This window comes from Nitratireductor rhodophyticola (assembly GCF_019891355.1).
Taxonomy (GTDB): Bacteria; Pseudomonadota; Alphaproteobacteria; order Rhizobiales; family Rhizobiaceae; genus Nitratireductor; species Nitratireductor rhodophyticola.
In genome coordinates this window covers 301,914-322,338 of the sequence record NZ_JAHSSF010000003.1, presented here as the reverse complement: position 1 = coordinate 322,338, position 20,425 = coordinate 301,914, and the positions used below count along the sequence as shown (strand labels likewise).

Genomic DNA, 20,425 nt, shown 5'->3' with positions numbered 1-20,425 from the left:
GGACAGTCCCAGATGGCGTTCCTCTTTATCAGCGGATTGAGGCAACCCGTGACAAAAGAACAAGAACTCACTCACAACAGTTTACCGTGTGAAAAATGTCCTCTGCGAAAGCGCAATATTTTCCGTGATTTTGAAGCCGACGAACTCGATTTCGTCGGTCGTTTCAAAAAAGGCGATCTCGCGGTCAAGAAGGGCGCAACCGTCCTGGTCGAGGGGGCGCACAATCCGCATCTTTACACCGTTCTTTCCGGATGGGGCTTTCGCTACAAACTTCTTGAGGACGGCCGCCGGCAGATCGTGAATTACGTGATGCCCGGGGATCTGGTCGGTCTGCAGGGCAGCCTGCTTGGCGAGATGAAACATTCCGTCGAGGCGCTCTCTCAGATGGTCCTGTGTGTGTTCGAGAAGGCGGAGCTGTTTTCGCTCTATCGCAAGTTTCCCGAGCTCGCCTACGACATCACCTGGATCGCGTCGCGCGAAGAATGCATGCTGGACGACAATCTGCTTACGGTGGGGCGGCGCACCGCGCTGGAAAAAGTCGCCTATCTGCTGGTGTTCATCCTCGAGCGTAGCCGGCAAAGCGGCCTGACAAAGAACGGTACGCTTTCCATCACGCAGCAGCACGTGGCCGATACGCTCGGCATATCGGTCGTTCACACCAACAAGACCATCGCCCGCCTCATGGAGCGCGGCCACGTGAAATGGGAAGACGGCGGTTGCCGAATCCTCAATCCGGAGGCCTTGGCCGAATTGGCGGGCTGGACGGCCGAGCGAGCGGGGAAGCGGCCTTTTCTATAGGCGCATGTGGCACGACCGGCCGTGCCCTTGAGCGCGGTCTGGCGGGCGCTGGAGGTTCTATGCCCGGGATGATGTTGCCGGCGACTGCGTAAAGCGTCAGCAATGCAGGGATCGCAATGAACCCGCCGATGGGTCCCCACATCCAGAGCCAGAATGCGATTGCCAGAAAAACGATGAAGGGGTTGAGCGTCATCCGCCGGCCGATAACGGTTGGCGTGACGAACTGTGCCTCGATCGCGTTTAATCCCAGATAGGTCAGCGGCGGCAGGAAACTCGCCGTCAGAGTGTCGAAAGTGCCAAGGCCTACGGCCAGCAGAACGCAGGCCACCACCGCCGGACCGATATAGATCACGAAGTTCAACAGTGTCGCCATGGCTCCCCAGAGGGCGGGAGAGGGGACGCCGAGCAGCCAGAGGGCGATGCTGACGGCGATCCCAAGCCCAATATTGATGATCGTGATCGACAGCAGGTAGTCCGAGACCGCGTTCTCGACGTCGCGGAAGATGTGGGCAACGCGCCAGCGCAGACGACGATTGAAACAGAGGCGCAGAATGGCCGCCCGCGTTTCATGCCGGGTGGCCACGAAGAAATAGAGACTGGCGAAGAAGATCAGCAATTGTGCCAGCAGCGAGGGGGCGAGCACTGCCACATTCTCCACGGTGGTGTCTTCCTTCACCGCTACCGTCACGCTTGAGCCCCCGGTGACAGAGCGAATCTGCTCCTGAAGGTCCTTGATCGTGTTGAGGGGCTGTCTGAGACTGGAAAGCTGCAACTGCAGTTCGTTCCATATCTGGGGCAGGCGGTCGGCCCAGGCTGTCAGCGGGGCCGCGATGGCGGTCAGAAAGCCGCCCACAAGCGCGATGAAGATCAGCACCACGACGACCGCCGAGACGGCCGGCCAGACGCCGATCCGTTCCAGGCGCGTGGCGATGGGGCCGAGCATCAGGCCGATGAAGACCGCGAGCGACATGGGGGCGAGCAGGAAGCGCCCATAGTGCAGCGCGACAATGAAGGCAAGCAGACCCAGGAACAGAACCGAAGCCTGCGCGCCATAGGTCAGCGCCATGTCGAGCGTCATGATATGTGAGCTTTTGCCCGGGCGGTTCCGTGATGCGTCATCCATGCAGTTTTTCCGGTGGCGTTTTCATTGAAAAGCGCGATGACGGGCAAATGGTTCCTTGGGATCGGGAACTTCACGGAGTGTTTCGCGTTGGCCTGTGAGCGAAACATTGTGAGCGAAGCATGGGAGATTGCACATGGCAACGACGACTGCGAAATCCGCCCGGGCCCAGAAAAGCAGCGAGATCACGACAGGCGACCTTGAAAAGGACATCCAGCAGCTGCGCGCCGATATGGCGCAGCTCGTCAATCATCTGAAAGACATGGGTGGCCAGTCCGGAGAGGCGGCACGCAAGGCGGCGAGCGAGCGCATCGAGCATCTGCGCGGGCAGGGCGAAGCCGCGCTGAACAGTGTCAAGGACAGCACGCAGGAGCTGGAACAGGAGCTGGCCCGCACGGTGCGTGAGCGCCCATTCACCTCGCTGGCGCTCGCCGTGGGGGCCGGGTTTCTCATCGCCCTTGCAACGCGCCGCTAGGCCTTCGCCATGATGGCAAGGCTGTTGGCTTCACTGGCGGCCGGAGAGGTTTCAGGCGTCGTCAGGCGCATGCGGGTCGCAACGGCGCTCTATGCGCTGGCCGCGTTTCTCGGCCTGTTCGGCTTTGGCTTTCTGGTGCTCGCCGGCTTCATTGCCGCATCCCGGCACTGGGGTGTGATTGAAGCGGCACTTGGCTTCGGCATCGCATTCATGGCGATGGCGATGGTCGTTCTCGTCAGCCTGAAGGTCTGGAGCCGGATCCAGGCGCGCCGTGCCCGGCGACGCCGGGTATCGGATGCAGGCGTGTTGGCCGGTACCGCAGCCCTGACGCTGCTACCCTCCCTTCTTTCGCGTACCGGGCGGCTTGGCACCATCGCATTGCCGGTTCTGGCCGTCCTTGGTTATGCGATCTATCGGGAAAATGCCGGTCGCGACCCCGACGACGAGTGACCGGGTGCTGCAGGTTCCTTCCTGCATTTTCTTGGAACTCTCTCCTGACCTCGGCATTGAACCAGGGAAACAACAGGAGCGGTGACCATGCCTGAAACCGAGAGAAAGACAACGCCGGAGGAAGCCCGCCAGGGGCGTCGAGGCTTTCCCGTACTGATGGTGCTGGTGTGCGGCCTCTTGCTGGCTGCGGTGGTCTGGTGGGGTGTCGAAGTCTACGGCCTGATGCTCGACGATCAGCAGGCCATAGAACTTCCTGCTGCCCAGGACGATCCGACCGGCTGATCCGCCCGATAACTTCCCAAAACATGTTAATCCAAGGAGAAACCCATGAGCGATGCCGCTGAAGTTCTCAAGCCGAAAACCCATGCGGAGAAAATGAACATTGGTCTTTCCGAAGCGGACCGAAAGGAGATTTCGGCCGGCCTTTCGGAGATACTCGTCGATACCTATCGTCTCCTGATCAAGACGCATATCTACCACTGGAACGTGGTCGGCCCGCTGTTCCACTCGATCCATGTGTTGACCGAGGAGCAGTACAACACGCTGTTCGAGGCGACCGACATCATTGCCGAACGCGTGCGGGCGCTGGGTCATCACGCGCCCATCCTCAGCGGCAAGGGCGTCGACACATCGATCGAGCTTCGCGCCTCCGGCCGTTCGGCGCTGGAGATGGTTCAGGATCTGGTCGACGATCACGAGGAAGCCGTGCGCAAGATGCGCGAGATCGGCACAAAGGCAGATGAAAAAGGCGACCTTGTCACAGCCGACATGCTCACAGACCGGCTGACCTTCCACGAAAAGGCGCTTTGGATGCTGCGCGCGATCATTGCCGATTGATGCATGATCCGCTTCCGCGAAAACCCCGGTCGGTTCGCCCCGGCCGGGGTTTTCTTATGACGTCCGGTCGTCGCTTTGCGGTGTGAGCACACGCAGCGCCTTCGGGTGAAGGACGATCTGGGTTTCCTTTGGCAGCGGTCGGAGTTCACCGTCGATGGCGCATTTGAACCGGCGTCTTCTGGAACGGATGCGCACCGTCACCTCGGCAGCCTGATGAATTTCCACCTGTTCGTTCTTCCGCCACCGCCCGATCCCCATATTGAGGAAGAAGAGAAGCATCTCGCCGCGTGTCCGCGCGTGGGTGATGTAAATGCCGAGCTGGCCGCCATCGGGCCGATCGGCGAACGGCAGGCGCTGGCCTTCGCCATAGAGATTGTTTGTCACCGCCAGGTTCGATGTGGTGGCGAGCAGCCTTGTGTCGGGCAACTCCAGTTCCAGCTCAAGCCTGGGCGGCCTGATCATCGTGACGAGGGCTGCGCGCACCGAGGCGAAGATCTTGCCGAGCCGGGAGCGGAACTCCATGCGCTCGCGCAACCGGATCAGTTGCGGGTGCATGCCGATCGACATCTGGTGCACATAAAAGGTTCCGTCGGCCTCGGCTATGTCCACCTCCCGCACTGCGCCACGGGCGAGCGCGCTCATGGCCGCGTGCAGGTCCTGCGGGATGGCAAGGCTGCGCGCGAACAGGTTCATCGTGCCGGCGGGCAGAATGGCAAGGGCCTTGTCGGAATGAGCAAGCAGACCGGCAGCCAGCGAAATGGTGCCGTCGCCGCCACCCGCCAGCAATACATCGGCTTTCTCGTCGCGGGCTGCCTCTTCCATCGTCGGCACGAGCTCATCCCCCGCACAGAGCCTGACCTCGAGAGAATGCCCTTCCGTTTCGAAGATGTTTTTCATCTTGTTGGCGAGCGCACTCGTGTCGAGGTTTCGGAGCGTTCCTCCATTGCGGTTGAGAACGGCCAGAACATGCATTGCGGGCTTCCTGAAGGTTTCGCTGCAGTTGGTCTTTAAGGGGGAGCCGAAAGAAAGGTTCCAAAAAGAAGTCTGCCGGCGCGAGAAGAAAATGGCGGAACAAGAATCGGGGCGGCGCGTTCTAAGGATGCAAACGGCCACACACCAATCCTCCCTGGCAGGTTCGGTTCGGTGCGTGGCCTGTACAGAAACACTGCACACGGAGAGCTTATCATGTTCCGCAACCTTTTGGCGACCACCGCTATTGCAACGCTTGTCGCGACCGGCGCGGTCGCACAGACGTCGACCACCACGGGAACTGGCGCACCGGCTGCTGCACCCACCGAGCAGCCCACTGAAATGGTGGTGCGCGCTGACGGCCACCTGGCCACCGATCTGATCGGCAAGACCGTCTATAACGGCACAGGCGAAGACGCCGAGAACATCGGCGAAGTCAACGACCTCGTCCTTGATGAAGAAGGTGAGGTAAGCGCCATTGTCGTTGGTGTCGGCGGCTTCCTCGGCATCGGTCAGAAGGAAGTTGCACTTGAGTACGATCTGGTCGAATGGGCCGAGCAGGATGGCGACCGCTGGCTCGTCGTAGAGACCACGGCCGATGCGCTCAAGGCCCAGGAAGAGTTCGACCGCTCTGCCTATCGCCCGATGCCGGCCGATGCAGAGGTCTCGGAAGCGAAGCCTGCTTCCAGGGACGACCTGGCCAACGCGCCGGTCAAGGCCGACGAGAACGCGGAAGAGACCGCGATGGCGCCTGCCACCGATACGATGGGCGGCAACGAAGCGGCGGATACCGATGGTATGGCGGCGGCGCCCGCTCCGGAGACGGATGCTTCCACGGCGCCCGCCGGTCAGACGGCGGATGCAGAGCGCCCGGCGACCGATGACACGATGACGTCCGCCATCGACCGTTCAAGCCTGCAGGAGATGCCGGCGAACGAAATCCGCACCGAGCAGCTCACGGGCACCACGGTCTATGGTGCCAATGAGGAGAATATCGGTGAGATCGGTGACGTCATCATCTCGCAGGACGGCAAGGTCGATGCCATCATCGTCGATGTCGGCGGCTTCCTCGGCGTTGGCGAGAAGGAAGTGGCCATCGGCATGGACAATCTCGCCTTCATGACCGACGGCAACGGCTCGCTCTATCTCTACACCGAGTTCACGCAGGAAGAGCTGGAGCAGCAGCCAGCCTACGACGAGGCGAGCTATGGTGAGCGTCGCGACGAAATGCGGATGCAGGTTCAGTAATCTGCGCGTACCGTATTGAAACGAAGGGCTCCGTGCGATGCGCGGAGCCCTTTGTTTCTCTCGCATTGACAATGCGTTTGATCGTTGCTGCTTTCATTGACGCATTTTCGTTGCCATCTTGGAGCCAGCTGGCCTGTGCATGAAGAATGGCCAGGCGCGGAAAGGAATTGCCATGCTTACCCAGATTGAAGGCATTCACCACATCACCTCCATGGCGCGGGATGCGCAGGCGACGGACCGTTTCATCACCGATACGCTCGGCCTGCGCCGCGTGAAGAAAACCGTCAATTTCGACGCGCCGGAAGTTTACCATCTCTATTATGCCAATGGCTCCGGTCAGCCGGGCACGGTCATGACCTATTTTCCGTTTCCCAACATCGTTGCCGGCAGGCGCGGGGCGGGCGAGGTGGGAGCGACCGTCTATGCCGTTCCCGAAGGCAGCCTCGATTTCTGGGAGAAGCGTCTTGAGGAACACGGTGTGACCGGTCTGGCGCGCGAGACCCGTTTCGGCGAGACGCGCCTGCTTTTCGACGGTGTGAATGGCGACGGCTTCGCCTTGAACGAGATGAAAGGTGACGCGCGGGAACCGTGGAATGGCGCGGGGATTGCCGACGACGTGGCAATCCGCGGCTTTCATTCCGCTTCGCTGGTGCTGCGCGACCGTCGCGGCACCGAGGCGCTTCTTTCGCTGATGGGTTACGAGCCGCTTGCCGAAGAGAACGGCATACTGCGCATGAAGAGAGACGGCGGCAATGGTGCTGACCTGATCGACCTGGAAACCCGCCCGGATGCGCCCGTGGCGCGGCAGGGTGCCGGCTCTGTCCATCACATTGCCTTTGCCGTTGCCGATGATGCCGCGCAACTCGCCGTGCGTGACGCACTGGTCGCGGAAGGCTTTCAGATCACGCCGGTGATCGACCGGGATTATTTCCACTCCATCTATTTCCGTGCCCCCGGAGGTGTCCTCTTCGAGATCGCCACCAACGAGCCGGGTTTCGCCAATGATGAAGACATGGCGCATCTGGGCGAGGCCCTGAAACTGCCCAGCCAGCATGCGCATCTGCGCGAGCGGCTCGAGGCGTCATTGCCGAAAATCGGAGGCTAGCACATGGCGACCGACAACTACGTCCATCACCTGGCCTCGGCGGGGCCGGGAAAGCCGCTCCTGTTCCTCTTCCATGGAACAGGCGGCGACGAGCGCCAGCTCCTGCAGCTGGGTGCGGAGCTGGCGCCCGGAGCCGGTATTGTCTCACCGCGTGGCGATGTGAGCGAACAGGGTGCGGCGCGCTTCTTCCGGCGCACCGGCGAGGGCGTCTACGATATGGACGATCTGGCGCGGGCGACCGGCCGTATGCGCGATTTCATCGCCGCACATGTGGAGCGGGAGAGACCAGGTGCGGTTCTTGGTCTTGGCTATTCAAACGGAGCGAACATTCTTGCTTCCGTGGCCTTTGCCGCGCCGCAGCTTTTCGATGCTGCCGTTCTGATGCATCCGCTGATCCCGTTTGCGCCGGTCTGGGGCGAGGGTGCAGTGCGGACGCGGTTTCTCGTTACGGCGGGGCGGAAGGATCCAATTTGCCCGGAACGGCTCACCACACGGCTTACGGATTATCTCGAGGATGCCGGTGCAGAGACCGAGATCGAATGGCATGAGGGCGGGCACGAAATCCGCCCGAACGAAACCCTGGCGGCGGGGCGTTTTCTGCTGCCGTTTCTTGAGGGAGAGTGAAAATGAGCGTAAGCGAATCCATCGTTGTCGAAGACAATGACACCAAGGGGCGGTATCTCTATCGCGCCGACGGCCACGAGGCCGAGATGACTTTCTCCAAGGTCGGCACCAGTCAGATCATCATTGACCACACCGATGTGCCGGACGCCTTTCGCGGGCAGGGAGTCGGCCTCGCGCTGGTCACGCGCGCCGTGGAAGACGCGCGCGCCAATGGCATCAAGATCAGGCCGCTGTGCCCGTTTGCCAACGCTCAGTTTCGGCGCCATCCGGAATGGGCCGACGTTCTGGCACGCTAGAGTGGAGCAGTGCGGTCACGCTGAAGGAAACGACACTCAGGCCGCTTCCTTCAACGTCTCCTCCCCCTCTTCAATGAAGGCCCGGTGCAGTGCCTTGACGGCTTTTTCCAGGTCTTCACTGCGGACAAGAAACTGCACATCGACACCGCGGCCGGTCTCCTGCGAGGCAAGCGGCTCCACGCCGGAAGCGTCGAGCGCTTTCAGCCCTTCCAGCATGACGCCGAGCCCGGTGAGGTCGCGCCCGATCACAGACACCATGCCGGCGCGGCGCGCGGTGATGCGCGCGGCGGGATAACGTTCGGCCAGATCCCGCTCCACGCGGCGCACGGATTTGAGCGTCGCCTCCAGATGGTGGACGATGGAATTCGCGTTCGAACTTTTCGAGACGATGCGCACGCGGTGGCGGGTCAGCGATTCGAGGATCGCCGCGTCATAGCCCTTCACGCCCACCATGTCCTGTTCGAAGAGTTCAAGCGAGGTGACCGGCAGGCCGGTGACCATCTCGACGCCTGCCCCATCGGCCGGCTCTGCGTCGATGAGCGTGCCGGGATCTTCCGGCTCGAAGGCATTGGCAACGCGCAGCGGCACACCCGCCTGGCGCAGTTTCTTTGCCGCCTTCGGATGGATCGCCTCCATGCCCATATTGGAGAGCTGGTCGGCAACATCGTAATTCGTGCGGCCGATCTTGCGCACATTCTCCGGTCCCACAAGGCGCGGATCGGCGCTCGAAAGGTGGAATTCCTTGTGAATGATCGCCTCGCGTGCGCCAGTCAGTGCCGCGATGGTGGCGAAGGTCACTTCGGAGTAGCCGCGGTCGAATTCGCGCATCAGCCCCTCGCGGCATTGCGAATAGCCGGTGACGATTGGCAGTTCGCGCGACAGATCGATCTCGTCGAATGCCTGTTCGATGCGCTCGTTGAGGCTCGGCTGCGTTTCATCGCGCCAGCCGGTAAGGTCGATGAAGCGTGCATTCACGCCCGAGCGGCGCAGAAGCAGGGCCAGATTGTTGGCCGAATGCGCTTCACCCAGCGCCGAGAGAAGCTCGCGGATCGTCTGCATGTGCTCGCCGAGCTGGAAATGCCCGTAGGAGCACAGGCGTTGCAGGTCGATCAGGCAGCCGCGCGCGCCCTCGATGCGTTCGCGCACGAAGTCGTCGGCGGCGTGGCGGTCGGCGGCCTCGTCGAACATGTCTTCATTGATGGTGTGCATGGCCCGGCTCACCGCGCTCAGCGCCTCCATCCAGCCGTGCTCGTTGTCGGCATGGGAAAACAGTGCGTAGACACCGGGTTCGCCCGACTTCTTGTGTTCCAGCAGCTTGTCCGTGATGCCGCCGAAAGCGGAAACGACGAAAACGCGGTTGTAGAGTGCATCGCCCTTGCGTTTGCCGATCAGGATCGTGTCGAGCAGTTCGCGCGCACGGCTCATCGACGTGCCGCCGATCTTCTCGACGGTGTGGACGCCTCGTTGTTGCTGGTTGGTGCGGCCCTTTTCAGCCGCACCGCTTTCTTGTCGGTCAGTCATGATGTCCAGTTCGGTTTTGGCTTATGCCAGTTTCCCGGTCTTGATTTCGACAGGGGTCGGGTCGCCGCGCTCGGCGAGGAAATCGGGGCGGGCTTTTTTCGCGCCATAGGGTTCTTCAAGCCGGTTCGATACGGCGTTGAACACGAAGAAGGCGTTGGAGCGCGGAAACGGCGTGATATTGCCGTTGGAGCCGTGGATCGTGTTGCAGTCGAACAGCACCAGCGTGCCTGCCTTGCCGGTGGCGGCGGTGATGCCATGCTCGCTCGCCAGCTTGCCCAGCGCCTCGTGCGAGGGCACACCCACCTCCTGCTTCTTCAGCGAGGATTTGTGGTTGTCGTCGGGCGTTTCGCCGGCGCAGGCGATGAACTGCTTGTGCGAGCCCGGCATCAGCATGAGAGGGCCGTTCATCGCATCATTGTCGGTCAGAAGCAGCGAGGCGGAAACAGCGCGCATGCGCGGCATGCCATCCTCGGCGTGCCAGGTCTCGAAATCCGAGTGCCAGTAGAATTCCTTGCCGGTAAAGCCCGGCTTGTAGTTCAGCCGCGACTGGTGGATGTAGACCTCGTCACCGAGAAGGAAACGGGCAATGCCGGCAACGCGGCGGTCGCTGGCCAGACGATTGAAGAGGGAGCTCTGCTCGGGCAGCTTGAAGATGGTGCGAACCTCGTCCGAGCCGGGCTCGGTGATCACGCTGCCATCCATCAGGTCACGCTCGCCATTGCGCATGGCGGCGGATTCGGCCTTCAGCGCCTCGACCTCTTCAGCCGTGAAAATGTCTTTGAGGATCAGGAAGCCGTCACGGTCAAACTGGTCGGCCTGCTGTGCTGTCAGGGGCGCATCGGGGCGCCACTGGCTCCATACGACCCGGTCCTGACGGGGCAGCCAGTGTTCTTCGGGCAGCCTGCTGGGGTAGGGATCCTGACGTCTTCGGTCACGTTCCTTCGACATCGCTGTCATGGTCGTTCTCCTTTTCTTTCAGGGTTTTCGCCGGCGGATGCATGAGCCTGGCACCCCATTTTTGAAGGGTGCCAGGCTTCAGGAAGGTTATGCATCCTCCAGCGCATAAGAGCCGTCGGCCTGGTGCACTTCCTTGCCGCTTACCGGCGGGTTGAAGGTGCATGCCATGATCATCGGCTTTTCTGCGTCGGCGCGCAGAATGTGCTTGTCGTGCTTGTCGAGCGCATACATGACGCCCGGCCTGATCTTGTGGACCTCGCCGGTGGCGCAATCCTCGATGGAGCCAGTGCCGTCGACGCAATAGACGCATTCAAGATGGTTCTTGTAATGCATGTGCAGTTCGGCGCCGGCGTGGATGGTGGTGATGTGGAAGGAAAAACCCATCTCATCCGACTTCAGGAGAAGACGCACACTATCCCACCCTTCCGAATGGACGTGACGTTCGGTGTTCTTCGCTTCGTTCAGGTCGCGCACGATCATATTCGTTACTCCGCTGCGATTTTCGTGTTCTGGGTTGTTTCAGCAACGGCAGACTGAAGGATGTCCAGTCCGCGCGCAAAGGTTTCCTGATCGATGTTGAGCGGGCAGAGGATTTTCACCACCTCGTCATGCGCGCCGGAGGTCTCGATGATCAGGCCATCGCGGAAGCAGCGCTTGCAGATGTCGCTTGCCAGCTCGCCTGAGCCCACATCCACACCCATCATCATGCCACGGCCCTTCACGCGGGCGTCGGGCAGAAGCGCGGCGATCTCGTTGAGCCGCTTTTCGAGATAGGCGCTGCGCTCGGCGATCGTGGCGCGGAACGTGTCGTCCGCCCAGAATTTCTCGAGCGCCACGCGAGCGGTGACGAAGGCATGGTTATTGCCACGGAACGTGCCATTGTGCTCGGCCGGGCCGAACACGTCGTATTTCGGCTTCACCAGAACAGTGGCGAACGGAAGACCGTAGCCCGACAGCGATTTCGCCATGGTGATGATGTCCGGCGAAATGCCCATCTCCTCGAAGGAGAAGAAATTGCCGGTGCGGCCGCAGCCCGCCTGAATGTCATCGATGATGAGCAGCGCGCCATGGGCGCGGGCAATCTCGCTCACCCGGCGCACCCATTCGCGCGATGCGGCATTCAGCCCGCCTTCGCCCTGCACGGTTTCGAGCAGGATTGCAGCCGGTTTTTCAACGCCGCTGGAGGGCTCCGAAAGCATCCGGTTCAAGAGATCGGCCGTGTCGATATCGCCGCCCATCGCGCCGTCATAGGGGATGCGCGTGACATGGCTGAGCGGCACGCCGGCGCCGCCGCGATGATAGCCATTGCCGGTTGCCGCCAGCGCGCCGAGCGTGACGCCGTGGAAGCCGTTTGTGAAGGACACCACATTCTGGCGTCCCGTCACCTTGCGGGCGATCTTGAGCGCGGCCTCAATGGCGTTGGCGCCCGTCGGGCCGGTGAACAGGACACGGTGATCCATGTCGCGCGGGCGCAGGATGAGGCGCTCGAACGCCTTCAGGAATTCGGCCTTCGCGTCGGTGTGCATGTCGAGCCCGTGCGTGACGCCGTCGCGCTCAATATGCTCGATCAGCGCGGCCTTCATGTCCGGGTCGTTGTGACCATAGTTCAGGCTCGAGCAGCCGGCCAGAAAGTCGATGTAGTCCCGGCCTTCGGCGTCTGTCAGGGTCGAGCCGCTGGCTTTTGTGAATACGGTCGAGAAGCTGCGGCAATAGCTGCGCGCTTCCGATTCGCGTCGCGTGAAAATCTGTTTGTCGTCCGTCGTAACGGTCGTCATCTTTTTTCCTTCGGATTGTTCGGTCGTGCGGATTTTTGTGTCGCCGTCAGGCGGCATCGTCGCTCCGGGCTTCGTCTGCATTGCGCAGAGAAATCCAGTTTCCGCCTAATTCGTCGGATGCGTCTTCGGCGAACCGGATCGTCACCATGTGTTCGGTGGCATGCTTGCCATCGAAATGCGCATCCTTGCGGAAATAAGGCTCGTGGCTGAGTTGGCCGCCGCGCCTGCGGGCAAGTGAGGAAAACAGACCCCAGCTTGCCTTGTTGTCGGAGGTGATGGTGGTCTTGAGCGCCTGCACGTTCTCGCAGGCTTCCCGGTCGAGCAGTGCGGCGAGCAGTTTCTTGCCGACGCCCATGCCCTGGACGCTCTGGTCCACGGCGACCTGCCAGACGAACAATGTGTTGTCCTCGTCCGGCAGAAGATAGGCTGAAATCCAGCCGACCAGCGCGCCGTCGCAGCTTCTTTCGGCGGCAATGCATGTGTCGCCGAAATGGTCGCACTGCAAGAGATTGCAATAAAGGGAATTTTCGTCGAGCGGCTCGCAGGACTGGATGAGCCGCCATACGTCCGCGCCGTCTTCCTTGCGCGGGGGGCGATAGACAATTTCGGACGATCGCTTGCGTACAAGCTTGATATCAGTGGTGGCCATTGGTCTCCTCATAGCGCGCCGAATATTATGACTATCGAAGGATATTTCAACCGCTGGAATTGAAAATGGTTCCACAAGCTGCGCAAGCCCATGAAATGCAATGGTTTCCGAGGAAGATTTTATTCGCTAATCAAAATATCTTTTCTCTGCTATTTGTGTGCGAGTGGAGAGCGGCGACCGAGAATCGCCCCTTCGGCCTCCGAGTCTTGGGGAATGGCGGCATGGAAGATCGTACTGAAACAAGCCTGATCGCGCTGCGGCGAATCCTGCGTGCAACAGAGCTCAACGCGCGCACACTTGCCCGGGCGACAGGGCTGACGACACCGCAGCTCATCGTGCTTGAAATTGTCGCTGCGGCAGGCCGGGCCACCCCGAAGGACATCTCCGGCAAGGCCGGTGTCGGGCAGGCGACCGCCACCTCTCTGGTCGACAAGCTGGAGGCGCGTGGCCTCGTCACCCGCACGCGCAGTGAGCGCGACAAGCGTGTGGTCTGGGTGGCACCGACGGAAGAGGGGCGCGCGCTGTTGAGCGCTGCACCCGATCCATTGCAGAAGACCTTTTCAGAGCAGTTTCAGGCCCTGCCGGACTGGGAACAGGGCATGATCGTTGCAGCCCTTGAGCGTGTCGGTGCAATGCTCAATGCGGGCGCGCTCGATGCCGCACCGCTGCTGGACGTCGGTGCGGTGGATCGCAAATAGGAGAGGGTAAAGAGGCATGTTCGGGACGTCGATGCAGCGCGAATGGCTGACGGATATTGTCGAAAGCCTGCCGTCGCTGGTTTTTGTCGCGCTGTGGCGCAGTGGAGCAGATCAGGAACTGACGGGCTGGATCGGGGCAGCGCTTGCCGCATGCATGCTTGTGGGCTTCCGTGTCTGCCGCTGGCGGTTCCACCCGGTGCTTCTCGGCATCAACATCCACCTTCTCGTGGTCACGCCGCTGATCGTCGGTCTCTACCGTTTTGGCATGCCCGCCTGGGGGGACGCCATTGTCGAGGTCGCCTATAAGGGCGTTCTGATCACTATCTTCGTGACCGGATGCGTGCTGATCTTCACGCGCCGGGGCTTTATCGGCGTCGACGGGGCGCCGGGCGTTCACCGCCCCTATTCGCTGACGCTTCTCCTTGCGTCTGCGATCACGATCCTCTGGTCTTTCTTCCTTGCCGGCGGCGGTCCGCTCACGACGGTCGCTCTCCCGGTCATGGGGCTTTTCGGGCTTCGTCGCTTTCTTCTGGCGCGACTTGCCGACCGCGACGGTGCAGCCGGTGCGCTGGCGCCAGTCGGAGCCGGCGCAGCGTTTGGAGCCGGCTCCATGGATGATGCCTGAGAATGATCAGAGCCCGTCGATAAACGCCCGCACCTCGCCGCTCAGGCGTTCCATCTCGCTTTCTGCCCGGGCTCTCTCCTCGCCGAGCGAGGCGATCCGGTTTTCCTGTTCTTCAAGCATGCGCATATAGCGTTCTGCCAATGCGCTTTCGCGGGGAACCGAGCCCAGATTGTCGCGGATGCGGGCCTGGTCTCCGGCGGTTCGTTCCAGCGCCTGCTGCACATTGGTGAGCGTGCGTTCGGCAGTCGCTGCCTCGCGTTTGAGCGCGGCGAGCGCCTTCAGCTTCTTCGTGGTTTCGCCATCGGCTGCCGAACCGGCCCAGACATAAAGCGCGTCGGCGCTGGCATCGATGAGGGCGAAGTTCTCCGTGCGGCTGCGCTCCATCACGGTCCTGACGGTGGATTTCCCGCCGGCTTCCACAGTGGCGCGCAGGCGGTAATGCGTCGGTGTGGCGCTGTCGAGCGCGTCGGAGGTCATCTGCCATCCGTCACGCCGCGGGTGCTCGATCAGAACGGTGCGTTTCGCGTCCGCAGCGCCCTTGATCGTATAGGCCGTGGTGATCCGCGAAACCGTCGTTGTGCGCAGAATGCCATCGGTGATGGCCGCCTCGCCGACGATCTCGTGCGGTTTCGTTTCGGTCGTGATCTCGACCTTGCGGTCGCTTGCGAAGCTTGCCATCCGGCTTTCGCCGGCGGGAATGCCCAGGAGCTGCGCATCGCCCACATAGCCGCTCGCCCCGTCATAGACCGTGACGATGCCGGGCGGCAGGCTTGCCTCGGTGTCGTTTCTCAGAAACACGGCTGCGACAGGGTGGATTCCGCCGTTTTCAGGCTGGAAGACCGAGACCCGCTCCGCCCGGACCTTGGCGTCCACGAACGGCACGGAAAGGCTCTGCCCCGCTGCGAGGTCGACGGCATTCGGCAACTGGTAGGTGGCGCTCGTCTCGCCCTCGCGCGCCTGGCTGCCATTGGTCGGTGCCGAAGGCTCCATCATGGCCATATCCGCCATCGGGGCGGGTGCGGCCGCCCCGCCCAGGGCGCGCATGCGCCGGGGGGCGGCGTTCATTTCGGCCATCTCGATGCCCGCCGCATCGTCCGGCCGCGGCGGCGCGGCGTTGCCCACGGCAACGGGAATGTCCGGGCGTTCGCTCCAGTAGCGCTGATGCAGCTTCTGGGCGAGGGTCACCGGCGCGCCGGAGGAAAGCGTCAACCCGATGCCTTCCCAGTCCTCGCCGGTCGCGTTTTCAATCACCGCCCAGGCCTGCAGGCGGGCGGTCTCCTCTCCGGCCGAAACCAGCCGGTAGGCGGTCTTCCACACGGGCGCCGGCACCACATAGGAGAGGGCGATGTCGCGCGCGCCCGTTCCCGATAGCGTGACCGCCACGGAGCGGATGGCGTCGGTGCGCCCGCGTCCGCTCACCTTCGCGGCCTCCCGCAGCCGCTCCCGCATCGCCTCGTCGCGGATATCGAGCTGGGTGTCTGTCCCAAGCTTGAGAACTTCAACCGTTCCGTCCGCCGTCATCACCGAGAGAACCCGCTCGATGCGGGGAGCCGTTTCGCTGCCCGTTTCTTGCGTGTCGACACCGAGGATCATGCCCTCGACGGTGCGTCCGCCCGAGGTGGCGCGCACGGAGATGCCCTGAAGCGCAGCGGCCAGCGCCGGCACGGAGCCCATTTCACCGGGGCTGAAGGGCAGCCGCCGGAACGTCTCCTCGACCGGCGAGAGCCCGTCGAGCGTGACGGCATCGATCGTGCCTGCGGGATCGCTCACCACGAGGCTTTTCAGAAAATCATCCACCTGGTCGAGCGGAATGTCGATGCGCAGCGTGCCGTCCCCGTCGATGCGGGCAGAGCGCCTGACCTCGGCCAGCCCGCCGGATGAGAGCGTGATTCTTTCGATTCTCCCGCTGTCGACGATGTCGGCAAGGGCCGGTGGCACAGCCTGAGCAAATGCAAAACAGGCGCCGAACAGGGCGGTGCGGGCAATTTTCCGGTTCACGCCGGGGAAAGGTTTCGCTGTCACGTCATGTCTCCACGCTGCCTTGAGAAAGTCCTGAACGCACCTTCGTTATCAGTGTATCTGGATTGGATCGTGGCGCGTTTGGAGAAAAGTGCGTATCGCAGGCCGGCAGGGCGATGTCATCGGGCTGGACCCAGCAAAAATGGCGATCCCGACAGGATTCGAACCTGTGACCCTCAGATTAGGAATCTGATGCTCTATCCTGCTGAGCTACGGGACCGCTGAGCCCTCTCATAACGCGATGAAGCCGGTTCGCCAAGATCAAATGGGACGGCGTGCAGGGCGCCGTCCCCTGCGTCATGCCGCCAGGGCGGTCTCGGCCAGGCGCACCCAGTAGCTCACCCCGTGCGGGATGGCGTCGTCGTTGAAATCGTAGGCCGTGTTGTGCAGCGCGGCGCTGTCGCCATTGCCGATGAAGATGAAAGCGCCCGGGCGGGCTTCCAGCATGTAAGAGAAATCCTCGCCGCCCATCGTTGGCGTGATGTCGGTGTCCACATTGGCCGCGCCGGCAATCTCGCTTGCTATCGCACTCGCAAAGGCGGTCTCGTCGGCATGGTTGAACGTCACCGGATAGTTGGAATCGTAGTCCACCTCCACCGTGGCGCCATGGGCGGCAGCCACGCCCGCGCAGATCGCGCGCATGCGGCTTTCGGCATCGGCGTTCACGTCCTTCTTCAGGGTGCGCACGGTGCCGGCGAGCTCCACGGAATCGGGAATGACGTTGAAGGCGTCGCCGGCGTGGAACTTTGTGACCGAAACCACCACCGAATCGAGCGGATGCACATTGCGCGAAGCGATGCTCTGCAGCGCCGTCACGATCTGGCTTGCAGCGAGAATCGGGTCGACCACCGTATGCGGCATGGCGGCGTGGCCGCCGCGCCCTTTCACCGTGATCACGAACTCCGCCGTGGCCGCCATGATCGGGCCGGGGCGGATGGCGAACTGGCCGACGGGCAGGCCCGGCAGATTGTGCATGCCGAACACACGCTCGATGGCGAAGCGCTCCATCATCCCATCCTTGACCATCTCGTTGCCACCGCCGCCGCCTTCTTCGGCAGGCTGGAAGATCACCGCGACACGGCCCCTGAAATTGCGCGTTTCGCAGAGATATTTCGCTGCGCCGAGCAGCATGGCCGTGTGCCCGTCATGGCCGCAGGCATGCATCCTGCCGGGGATGGTGGAGGCCCAGGGCCTGCCCGTCATCTCCGTCATCGGCAGAGCGTCCATGTCGGCGCGCAGGCCAATGGTCGGCCCGTCGCCGAGATTGCCTTCGATGATGCCCACCACACCGGTCTTGCCGAGCCCGGTCACAACCTCTCCGCAGCCGAATTCCGTGAGTTTCTCCGTCACGAAGCCGGCGGTGCGGTGCACATCGAAGAGAAGCTCGGGATGACGGTGGATGTCACGGCGCCATTCGGCGATTTCGGCCTGCAATTCCGCAGAACGATTCAAAATCGGCATGTTTTGCTGTTCCCTTCAAATTTTTGCCGGCATTTGCCCTTCATGACGAGGCGGGTTTCGCGCAGGTACCGGAGGGCCGCATGCATCCCGTGGTCATCTTCCTGAAGTCAGCAATAGGTAAGATGTGATCACGCGTGATTGCAAGCTGATCCGGTTGGACCAGCTTGGGCTTTTGTTCGCCCCGCATCGGTATTCTGGAGCGCGAAGCAGGCGCCGGCTTTGTGGTTTTTTGCTATAAGTGCCCGGTTCGCGTTAAATGAACCCGGACGCGCCGATATGGAGCGAACGGGGCTTGAGGCCGGTCGTTGACCATCTGTCGCAGGCACAGGTGACAATAACCGGTATACGGGTCAACAACGGAGCCTGATATTTCAGGCGGACATGAAATTCGGATAATGCGCATGTGTTTCGCAAGGTTTGCCGCGCCGATGGTGGCCGGGGCAGTGATGGGGATGGTCGCGGCAGTCATGCCGGCGTCGGCAGGGCCGACAATCGTTCTCGACGTCAACAGCGGCAGGGTTCTGTCCCATGAAGACGCATTCCAGCGCTGGTATCCGGCATCGCTCACAAAGCTGATGACGGCCTATGTGGCGTTCGAGGCGGTCAGGGATGGCGAGCTGCAGTTCAACTCTCCGGTGACGATCTCCAAACGTGCGACGCGGGAGCCGCCAAGCAAGATGGGCTATCCGGCAGGCTCGGTGCTGACGCTCGACAACGCCATCAAGCTGATCATGGTCAAGTCCGCCAATGATGTCTCTACGGCGATTGCCGAGAATGTCGGCGGTTCGGTCGATGCGTTTGCAAAGCGCATGAATGCGGCTGCCCGCAAGCTCGGCATGTCCGGCACGCACTACGTAAACCCGCACGGTCTTTTCTCAACCGAGCAATACACCACCGCCCGTGATCTGGCGCTTCTCGTGCGGGCCATCCGCACCGAGTTCCCGCAGCACGCGCATTATTTCTCGATGGAGGCCATCCGCACCGGCGACAGGGTTTTGCCGAATTACAACTGGCTGATCGGCCGTTTTCCCGGCGCGGACGGCATGAAGACGGGGTATGTGTGCTCGTCCGGCTTCAATCTCGCTGCCACGGCCACGCGCAACGGCCGCACGCTTGCGACGATCGTGCTGGGTGCTCCATCGCAGGTGGAGCGCGGTGAGGAAGCCGCACGCCTGCTTGCCGAGGGCTTCAAGATTCAGGGCTCGGTCTCGCCCTCCATCACCGCGTTCGCGCCTTATGGCGAAGGCCGCAATGTGGCGGTCGACCTGCGCCCCGAGGTCTGTTCCGAAGCGGCGGTCAAGGCCCGGTTCGAGCGCGGTGACGACGACGGTCTCCTGGTTCAGCGCTCGCCTTACCTGTCGGCGATGGACCACGAGCCGCGCGCCGTAACGATCGCTCTGGGCGGCGCCACCGGCCCTGCACCGTCGGTGCCGCGCTATGCCGATGTGCCGATCCCCACGCCGCGGCCGGAATATCCGCTGAAAAGCGCCACCGCCGACACCGCGCAGGGTGGCTGATCACCATGTCCCGCACCATCGCGTTGACCCTCGTCACGGGCTTTCTCGGCGCCGGCAAAACAACCCTGATCAATCGGCTGCTGCGCGATCCGGCACTTTCGGACACCGCCGTGATCGTCAACGAGTTCGGTGCCGTGGGCATCGACCATCTGTTGGTGGAAGAGGCGTCCGACGGCATCATCGAACTGTCGGATGGCTGTCTGTGCTGCACGGTTCGCGGCGCGCTGGTCGACACGCTTCTGGGGCTGGATGAGCGCCTCGCGGATGGCCGTGCAGACAGTCTCAAACGCGTTGTCATCGAAACCACCGGCCTTGCCGATCCGGTGCCGGTTCTGCAGGCTCTCGCCGCGCATCCGGCCCTGGCTGCGCGTTACCGGCTGGACGGCGTTGTCACGCTGGTTGACGCGATGCACGGGCGTGAGACGCTCGAAGCGCACGAAGAGGCGCGGCATCAGGTGGCGGTGGCCGACCGGCTTCTCCTCACCAAGACCGATGCGGTTGTGGCGGACGCGCTCTCCGGTCTGGAATCGTACCTCGCAAAGCTTGCACCGGGTCTCCAGCCGCTCGTGGCCGAGGGGATGGAGGCTGCTGCCATCATTGACTGCAGTGCGCTCGACATCGGCGCACGCGCCGCCGGGGCGTTGCGTGATGCTCAGCCATATCATCATCACGATCACGACCATGGGCACGATCATGGGCACGACCATCACCATGACCGTGGGCACAGTGCAGCCTACGACACGATCCTGCTGACGCACGACCGGCCCATTTCAGGCCCGGCGCTCGATAATTTTCTAGACCTTCTGCGCAGCCAGTGCGGACCGCAGATCCTGCGGCTGAAAGGCATTGTCGAACTGCACGGGCAGCCGGATCGTCCGCTTGTCGTGCAGGGGGTTCGACAGGTTCTGCACGAACCGCGCCTTCTGGCGAAATGGCCTGACGATACGCGCGGCGTGCGTCTCGTCATCATCGGTACGGGGCTCGACGAAGCCTATGTGAAGGGGCTGTTCTCGGCGTTCATGGGCGATGCGGCGGTCGACACGCCCGACAGGGCTGCGCTTGAGGACAATCCGCTCGCCATAGCGGGCTTTCGCCGTTGAACCGCGCGCCGCGTCGACGCAATTGGGCGCTGACCCAGTGTTTGGGAAGAATGTGGGACGGATATGTCTCTGATTTCTGCGCCGTTTAAAGTTCAGGTCATTTAACGCGACTGCTGACCGCCGGCTTGGATCGCCTTGCGCCCATGCGGACGCACAAAGGACGATCTAAACTGTAAATGGA

22 protein-coding genes and 1 tRNA gene are annotated in these 20,425 nt (G+C 62.3%); 13 read left to right on the top strand and 10 right to left on the bottom strand.

The genetic code is table 11. The features are described from left to right. Positions 1 to 48: 48 nt before the first annotated feature. Entirely contained in the window at positions 49 to 798 is a 750-nt protein-coding gene (locus KUG85_RS12575; protein WP_223005474.1) for a Crp/Fnr family transcriptional regulator, read from the top strand. Here KUG85_RS12575 and KUG85_RS12570 read toward each other — a convergent pair. Next, positions 728 to 1,921: an AI-2E family transporter gene (locus tag KUG85_RS12570; RefSeq protein WP_223005473.1), complete on the bottom strand. Its 1,194-nt coding sequence runs from the start codon at positions 1,919 to 1,921 to the stop codon at positions 728 to 730. The two genes, KUG85_RS12575 and KUG85_RS12570, sit on opposite strands and share 71 nt — an antisense overlap. Before the next feature lie 133 nt (positions 1,922 to 2,054). On the opposite strand from KUG85_RS12570, the gene KUG85_RS12565 reads away from it, so the two are divergent. From KUG85_RS12565 to KUG85_RS12550, 4 genes are all read left to right on the top strand, one after another. Further along, complete coding sequence (locus tag KUG85_RS12565) at positions 2,055 to 2,393, top strand: DUF883 family protein (protein ID WP_065817031.1); 339 nt, start codon at positions 2,055 to 2,057, stop codon at positions 2,391 to 2,393. 12 nt (positions 2,394 to 2,405) lie between these two features. Next, positions 2,406 to 2,843 (top strand): hypothetical protein, encoded by a 438-nt coding sequence (locus KUG85_RS12560; RefSeq protein WP_255606389.1) that lies wholly within the window; start codon positions 2,406 to 2,408, stop codon positions 2,841 to 2,843. An 87-nt stretch (positions 2,844 to 2,930) separates the two neighbouring features. Continuing rightward, positions 2,931 to 3,125 (top strand): hypothetical protein, encoded by a 195-nt coding sequence (locus KUG85_RS12555; protein WP_007010243.1) that lies wholly within the window; start codon positions 2,931 to 2,933, stop codon positions 3,123 to 3,125. 45 nt (positions 3,126 to 3,170) lie between these two features. Next, the gene (locus KUG85_RS12550; RefSeq protein ID WP_065817033.1) at positions 3,171 to 3,680 is read left to right on the top strand and encodes a Dps family protein; all 510 of its coding nucleotides are present in this window, start codon (positions 3,171 to 3,173) and stop codon (positions 3,678 to 3,680) included. 54 nt (positions 3,681 to 3,734) lie between these two features. On the opposite strand, the gene KUG85_RS12545 is transcribed toward KUG85_RS12550, so the two are convergent. After that, on the bottom strand, positions 3,735 to 4,652 hold the full coding sequence (locus KUG85_RS12545; RefSeq protein ID WP_223005472.1) for a diacylglycerol/lipid kinase family protein: 918 nt from the start codon (positions 4,650 to 4,652) through the stop codon (positions 3,735 to 3,737). Positions 4,653 to 4,865: 213 nt separating this feature from the next. Here KUG85_RS12545 and KUG85_RS12540 point away from each other — a divergent pair, with 213 nt between their 5' ends. The 4 genes from KUG85_RS12540 to KUG85_RS12525 all read left to right on the top strand — a co-directional run bounded on the left by KUG85_RS12540 (position 4,866) and on the right by KUG85_RS12525 (position 7,922). Continuing rightward, positions 4,866 to 5,897, top strand: coding sequence for a PRC-barrel domain-containing protein (locus KUG85_RS12540; RefSeq protein WP_223005471.1), 1,032 nt, complete (start codon positions 4,866 to 4,868; stop codon positions 5,895 to 5,897). Positions 5,898 to 6,069: 172 nt separating this feature from the next. Next, the gene (locus KUG85_RS12535; protein WP_223005470.1) at positions 6,070 to 7,002 is read left to right on the top strand and encodes a ring-cleaving dioxygenase; all 933 of its coding nucleotides are present in this window, start codon (positions 6,070 to 6,072) and stop codon (positions 7,000 to 7,002) included. A gap of 3 nt (positions 7,003 to 7,005) precedes the next feature. After that, positions 7,006 to 7,626 (top strand): alpha/beta hydrolase, encoded by a 621-nt coding sequence (locus KUG85_RS12530; protein WP_223005469.1) that lies wholly within the window; start codon positions 7,006 to 7,008, stop codon positions 7,624 to 7,626. A 2-nt stretch (positions 7,627 to 7,628) separates the two neighbouring features. Further along, positions 7,629 to 7,922, top strand: a complete 294-nt coding sequence (locus tag KUG85_RS12525) for a GNAT family N-acetyltransferase (protein WP_065817037.1) — start codon at positions 7,629 to 7,631, stop codon at positions 7,920 to 7,922. 36 nt (positions 7,923 to 7,958) lie between these two features. Here KUG85_RS12525 and KUG85_RS12520 read toward each other — a convergent pair whose 3' ends face one another. The 5 genes from KUG85_RS12520 to ectA all read right to left on the bottom strand — a co-directional run bounded on the left by KUG85_RS12520 (position 7,959) and on the right by ectA (position 12,824). Next, complete coding sequence (locus tag KUG85_RS12520; protein WP_223005468.1) at positions 7,959 to 9,443, bottom strand: aspartate kinase; 1,485 nt, start codon at positions 9,441 to 9,443, stop codon at positions 7,959 to 7,961. A 21-nt stretch (positions 9,444 to 9,464) separates the two neighbouring features. After that, positions 9,465 to 10,400 (bottom strand): ectoine hydroxylase, encoded by a 936-nt coding sequence (gene thpD / locus KUG85_RS12515; protein WP_223005467.1) that lies wholly within the window; start codon positions 10,398 to 10,400, stop codon positions 9,465 to 9,467. Positions 10,401 to 10,487: 87 nt separating this feature from the next. Further along, positions 10,488 to 10,880, bottom strand: coding sequence for an ectoine synthase (locus KUG85_RS12510; RefSeq protein ID WP_065817039.1), 393 nt, complete (start codon positions 10,878 to 10,880; stop codon positions 10,488 to 10,490). Positions 10,881 to 10,885: 5 nt separating this feature from the next. Then, the gene (gene ectB / locus KUG85_RS12505) at positions 10,886 to 12,175 is read right to left on the bottom strand and encodes a diaminobutyrate--2-oxoglutarate transaminase (RefSeq protein WP_223005466.1); all 1,290 of its coding nucleotides are present in this window, start codon (positions 12,173 to 12,175) and stop codon (positions 10,886 to 10,888) included. A 46-nt stretch (positions 12,176 to 12,221) separates the two neighbouring features. Next, complete coding sequence (gene ectA, locus KUG85_RS12500) at positions 12,222 to 12,824, bottom strand: diaminobutyrate acetyltransferase (protein WP_223005465.1); 603 nt, start codon at positions 12,822 to 12,824, stop codon at positions 12,222 to 12,224. A gap of 221 nt (positions 12,825 to 13,045) precedes the next feature. Between ectA and KUG85_RS12495 the strand changes: the two genes are divergently transcribed. Together KUG85_RS12495 and KUG85_RS12490 are read left to right on the top strand one after the other, a co-directional pair. Then, positions 13,046 to 13,522 carry a MarR family winged helix-turn-helix transcriptional regulator gene (locus KUG85_RS12495; RefSeq protein ID WP_007010256.1) on the top strand — a complete coding sequence of 159 codons (477 nt, stop codon included), beginning with the start codon at positions 13,046 to 13,048 and terminating at the stop codon, positions 13,520 to 13,522. Positions 13,523 to 13,538: 16 nt separating this feature from the next. After that, entirely contained in the window at positions 13,539 to 14,147 is a 609-nt protein-coding gene (locus tag KUG85_RS12490; protein WP_223005464.1) for a hypothetical protein, read from the top strand. A 6-nt stretch (positions 14,148 to 14,153) separates the two neighbouring features. Here the strand turns inward: KUG85_RS12490 and KUG85_RS12485 are convergent, their stop codons facing one another. The 3 genes from KUG85_RS12485 to KUG85_RS12475 form a co-directional block, all read right to left on the bottom strand. Then, on the bottom strand, positions 14,154 to 16,169 hold the full coding sequence (locus tag KUG85_RS12485) for a DUF4139 domain-containing protein (RefSeq protein ID WP_255606388.1): 2,016 nt from the start codon (positions 16,167 to 16,169) through the stop codon (positions 14,154 to 14,156). 140 nt (positions 16,170 to 16,309) lie between these two features. Then, positions 16,310 to 16,386: transfer RNA gene (locus tag KUG85_RS12480), tRNA-Arg, on the bottom strand. 77 nt (positions 16,387 to 16,463) lie between these two features. Further along, positions 16,464 to 17,627: a M20 aminoacylase family protein gene (locus KUG85_RS12475; protein WP_223005463.1), complete on the bottom strand. Its 1,164-nt coding sequence runs from the start codon at positions 17,625 to 17,627 to the stop codon at positions 16,464 to 16,466. Between the two features lie 401 nt (positions 17,628 to 18,028). Here KUG85_RS12475 and KUG85_RS12470 point away from each other — a divergent pair, with 401 nt between their 5' ends. Beyond that, complete coding sequence (locus KUG85_RS12470) at positions 18,029 to 19,144, top strand: D-alanyl-D-alanine carboxypeptidase family protein (protein WP_065817126.1); 1,116 nt, start codon at positions 18,029 to 18,031, stop codon at positions 19,142 to 19,144. A 5-nt stretch (positions 19,145 to 19,149) separates the two neighbouring features. Next, positions 19,150 to 20,244, top strand: coding sequence for a CobW family GTP-binding protein (locus tag KUG85_RS12465; RefSeq protein WP_223005462.1), 1,095 nt, complete (start codon positions 19,150 to 19,152; stop codon positions 20,242 to 20,244). The last annotated feature ends 181 nt before the right edge of the window (positions 20,245 to 20,425 follow it).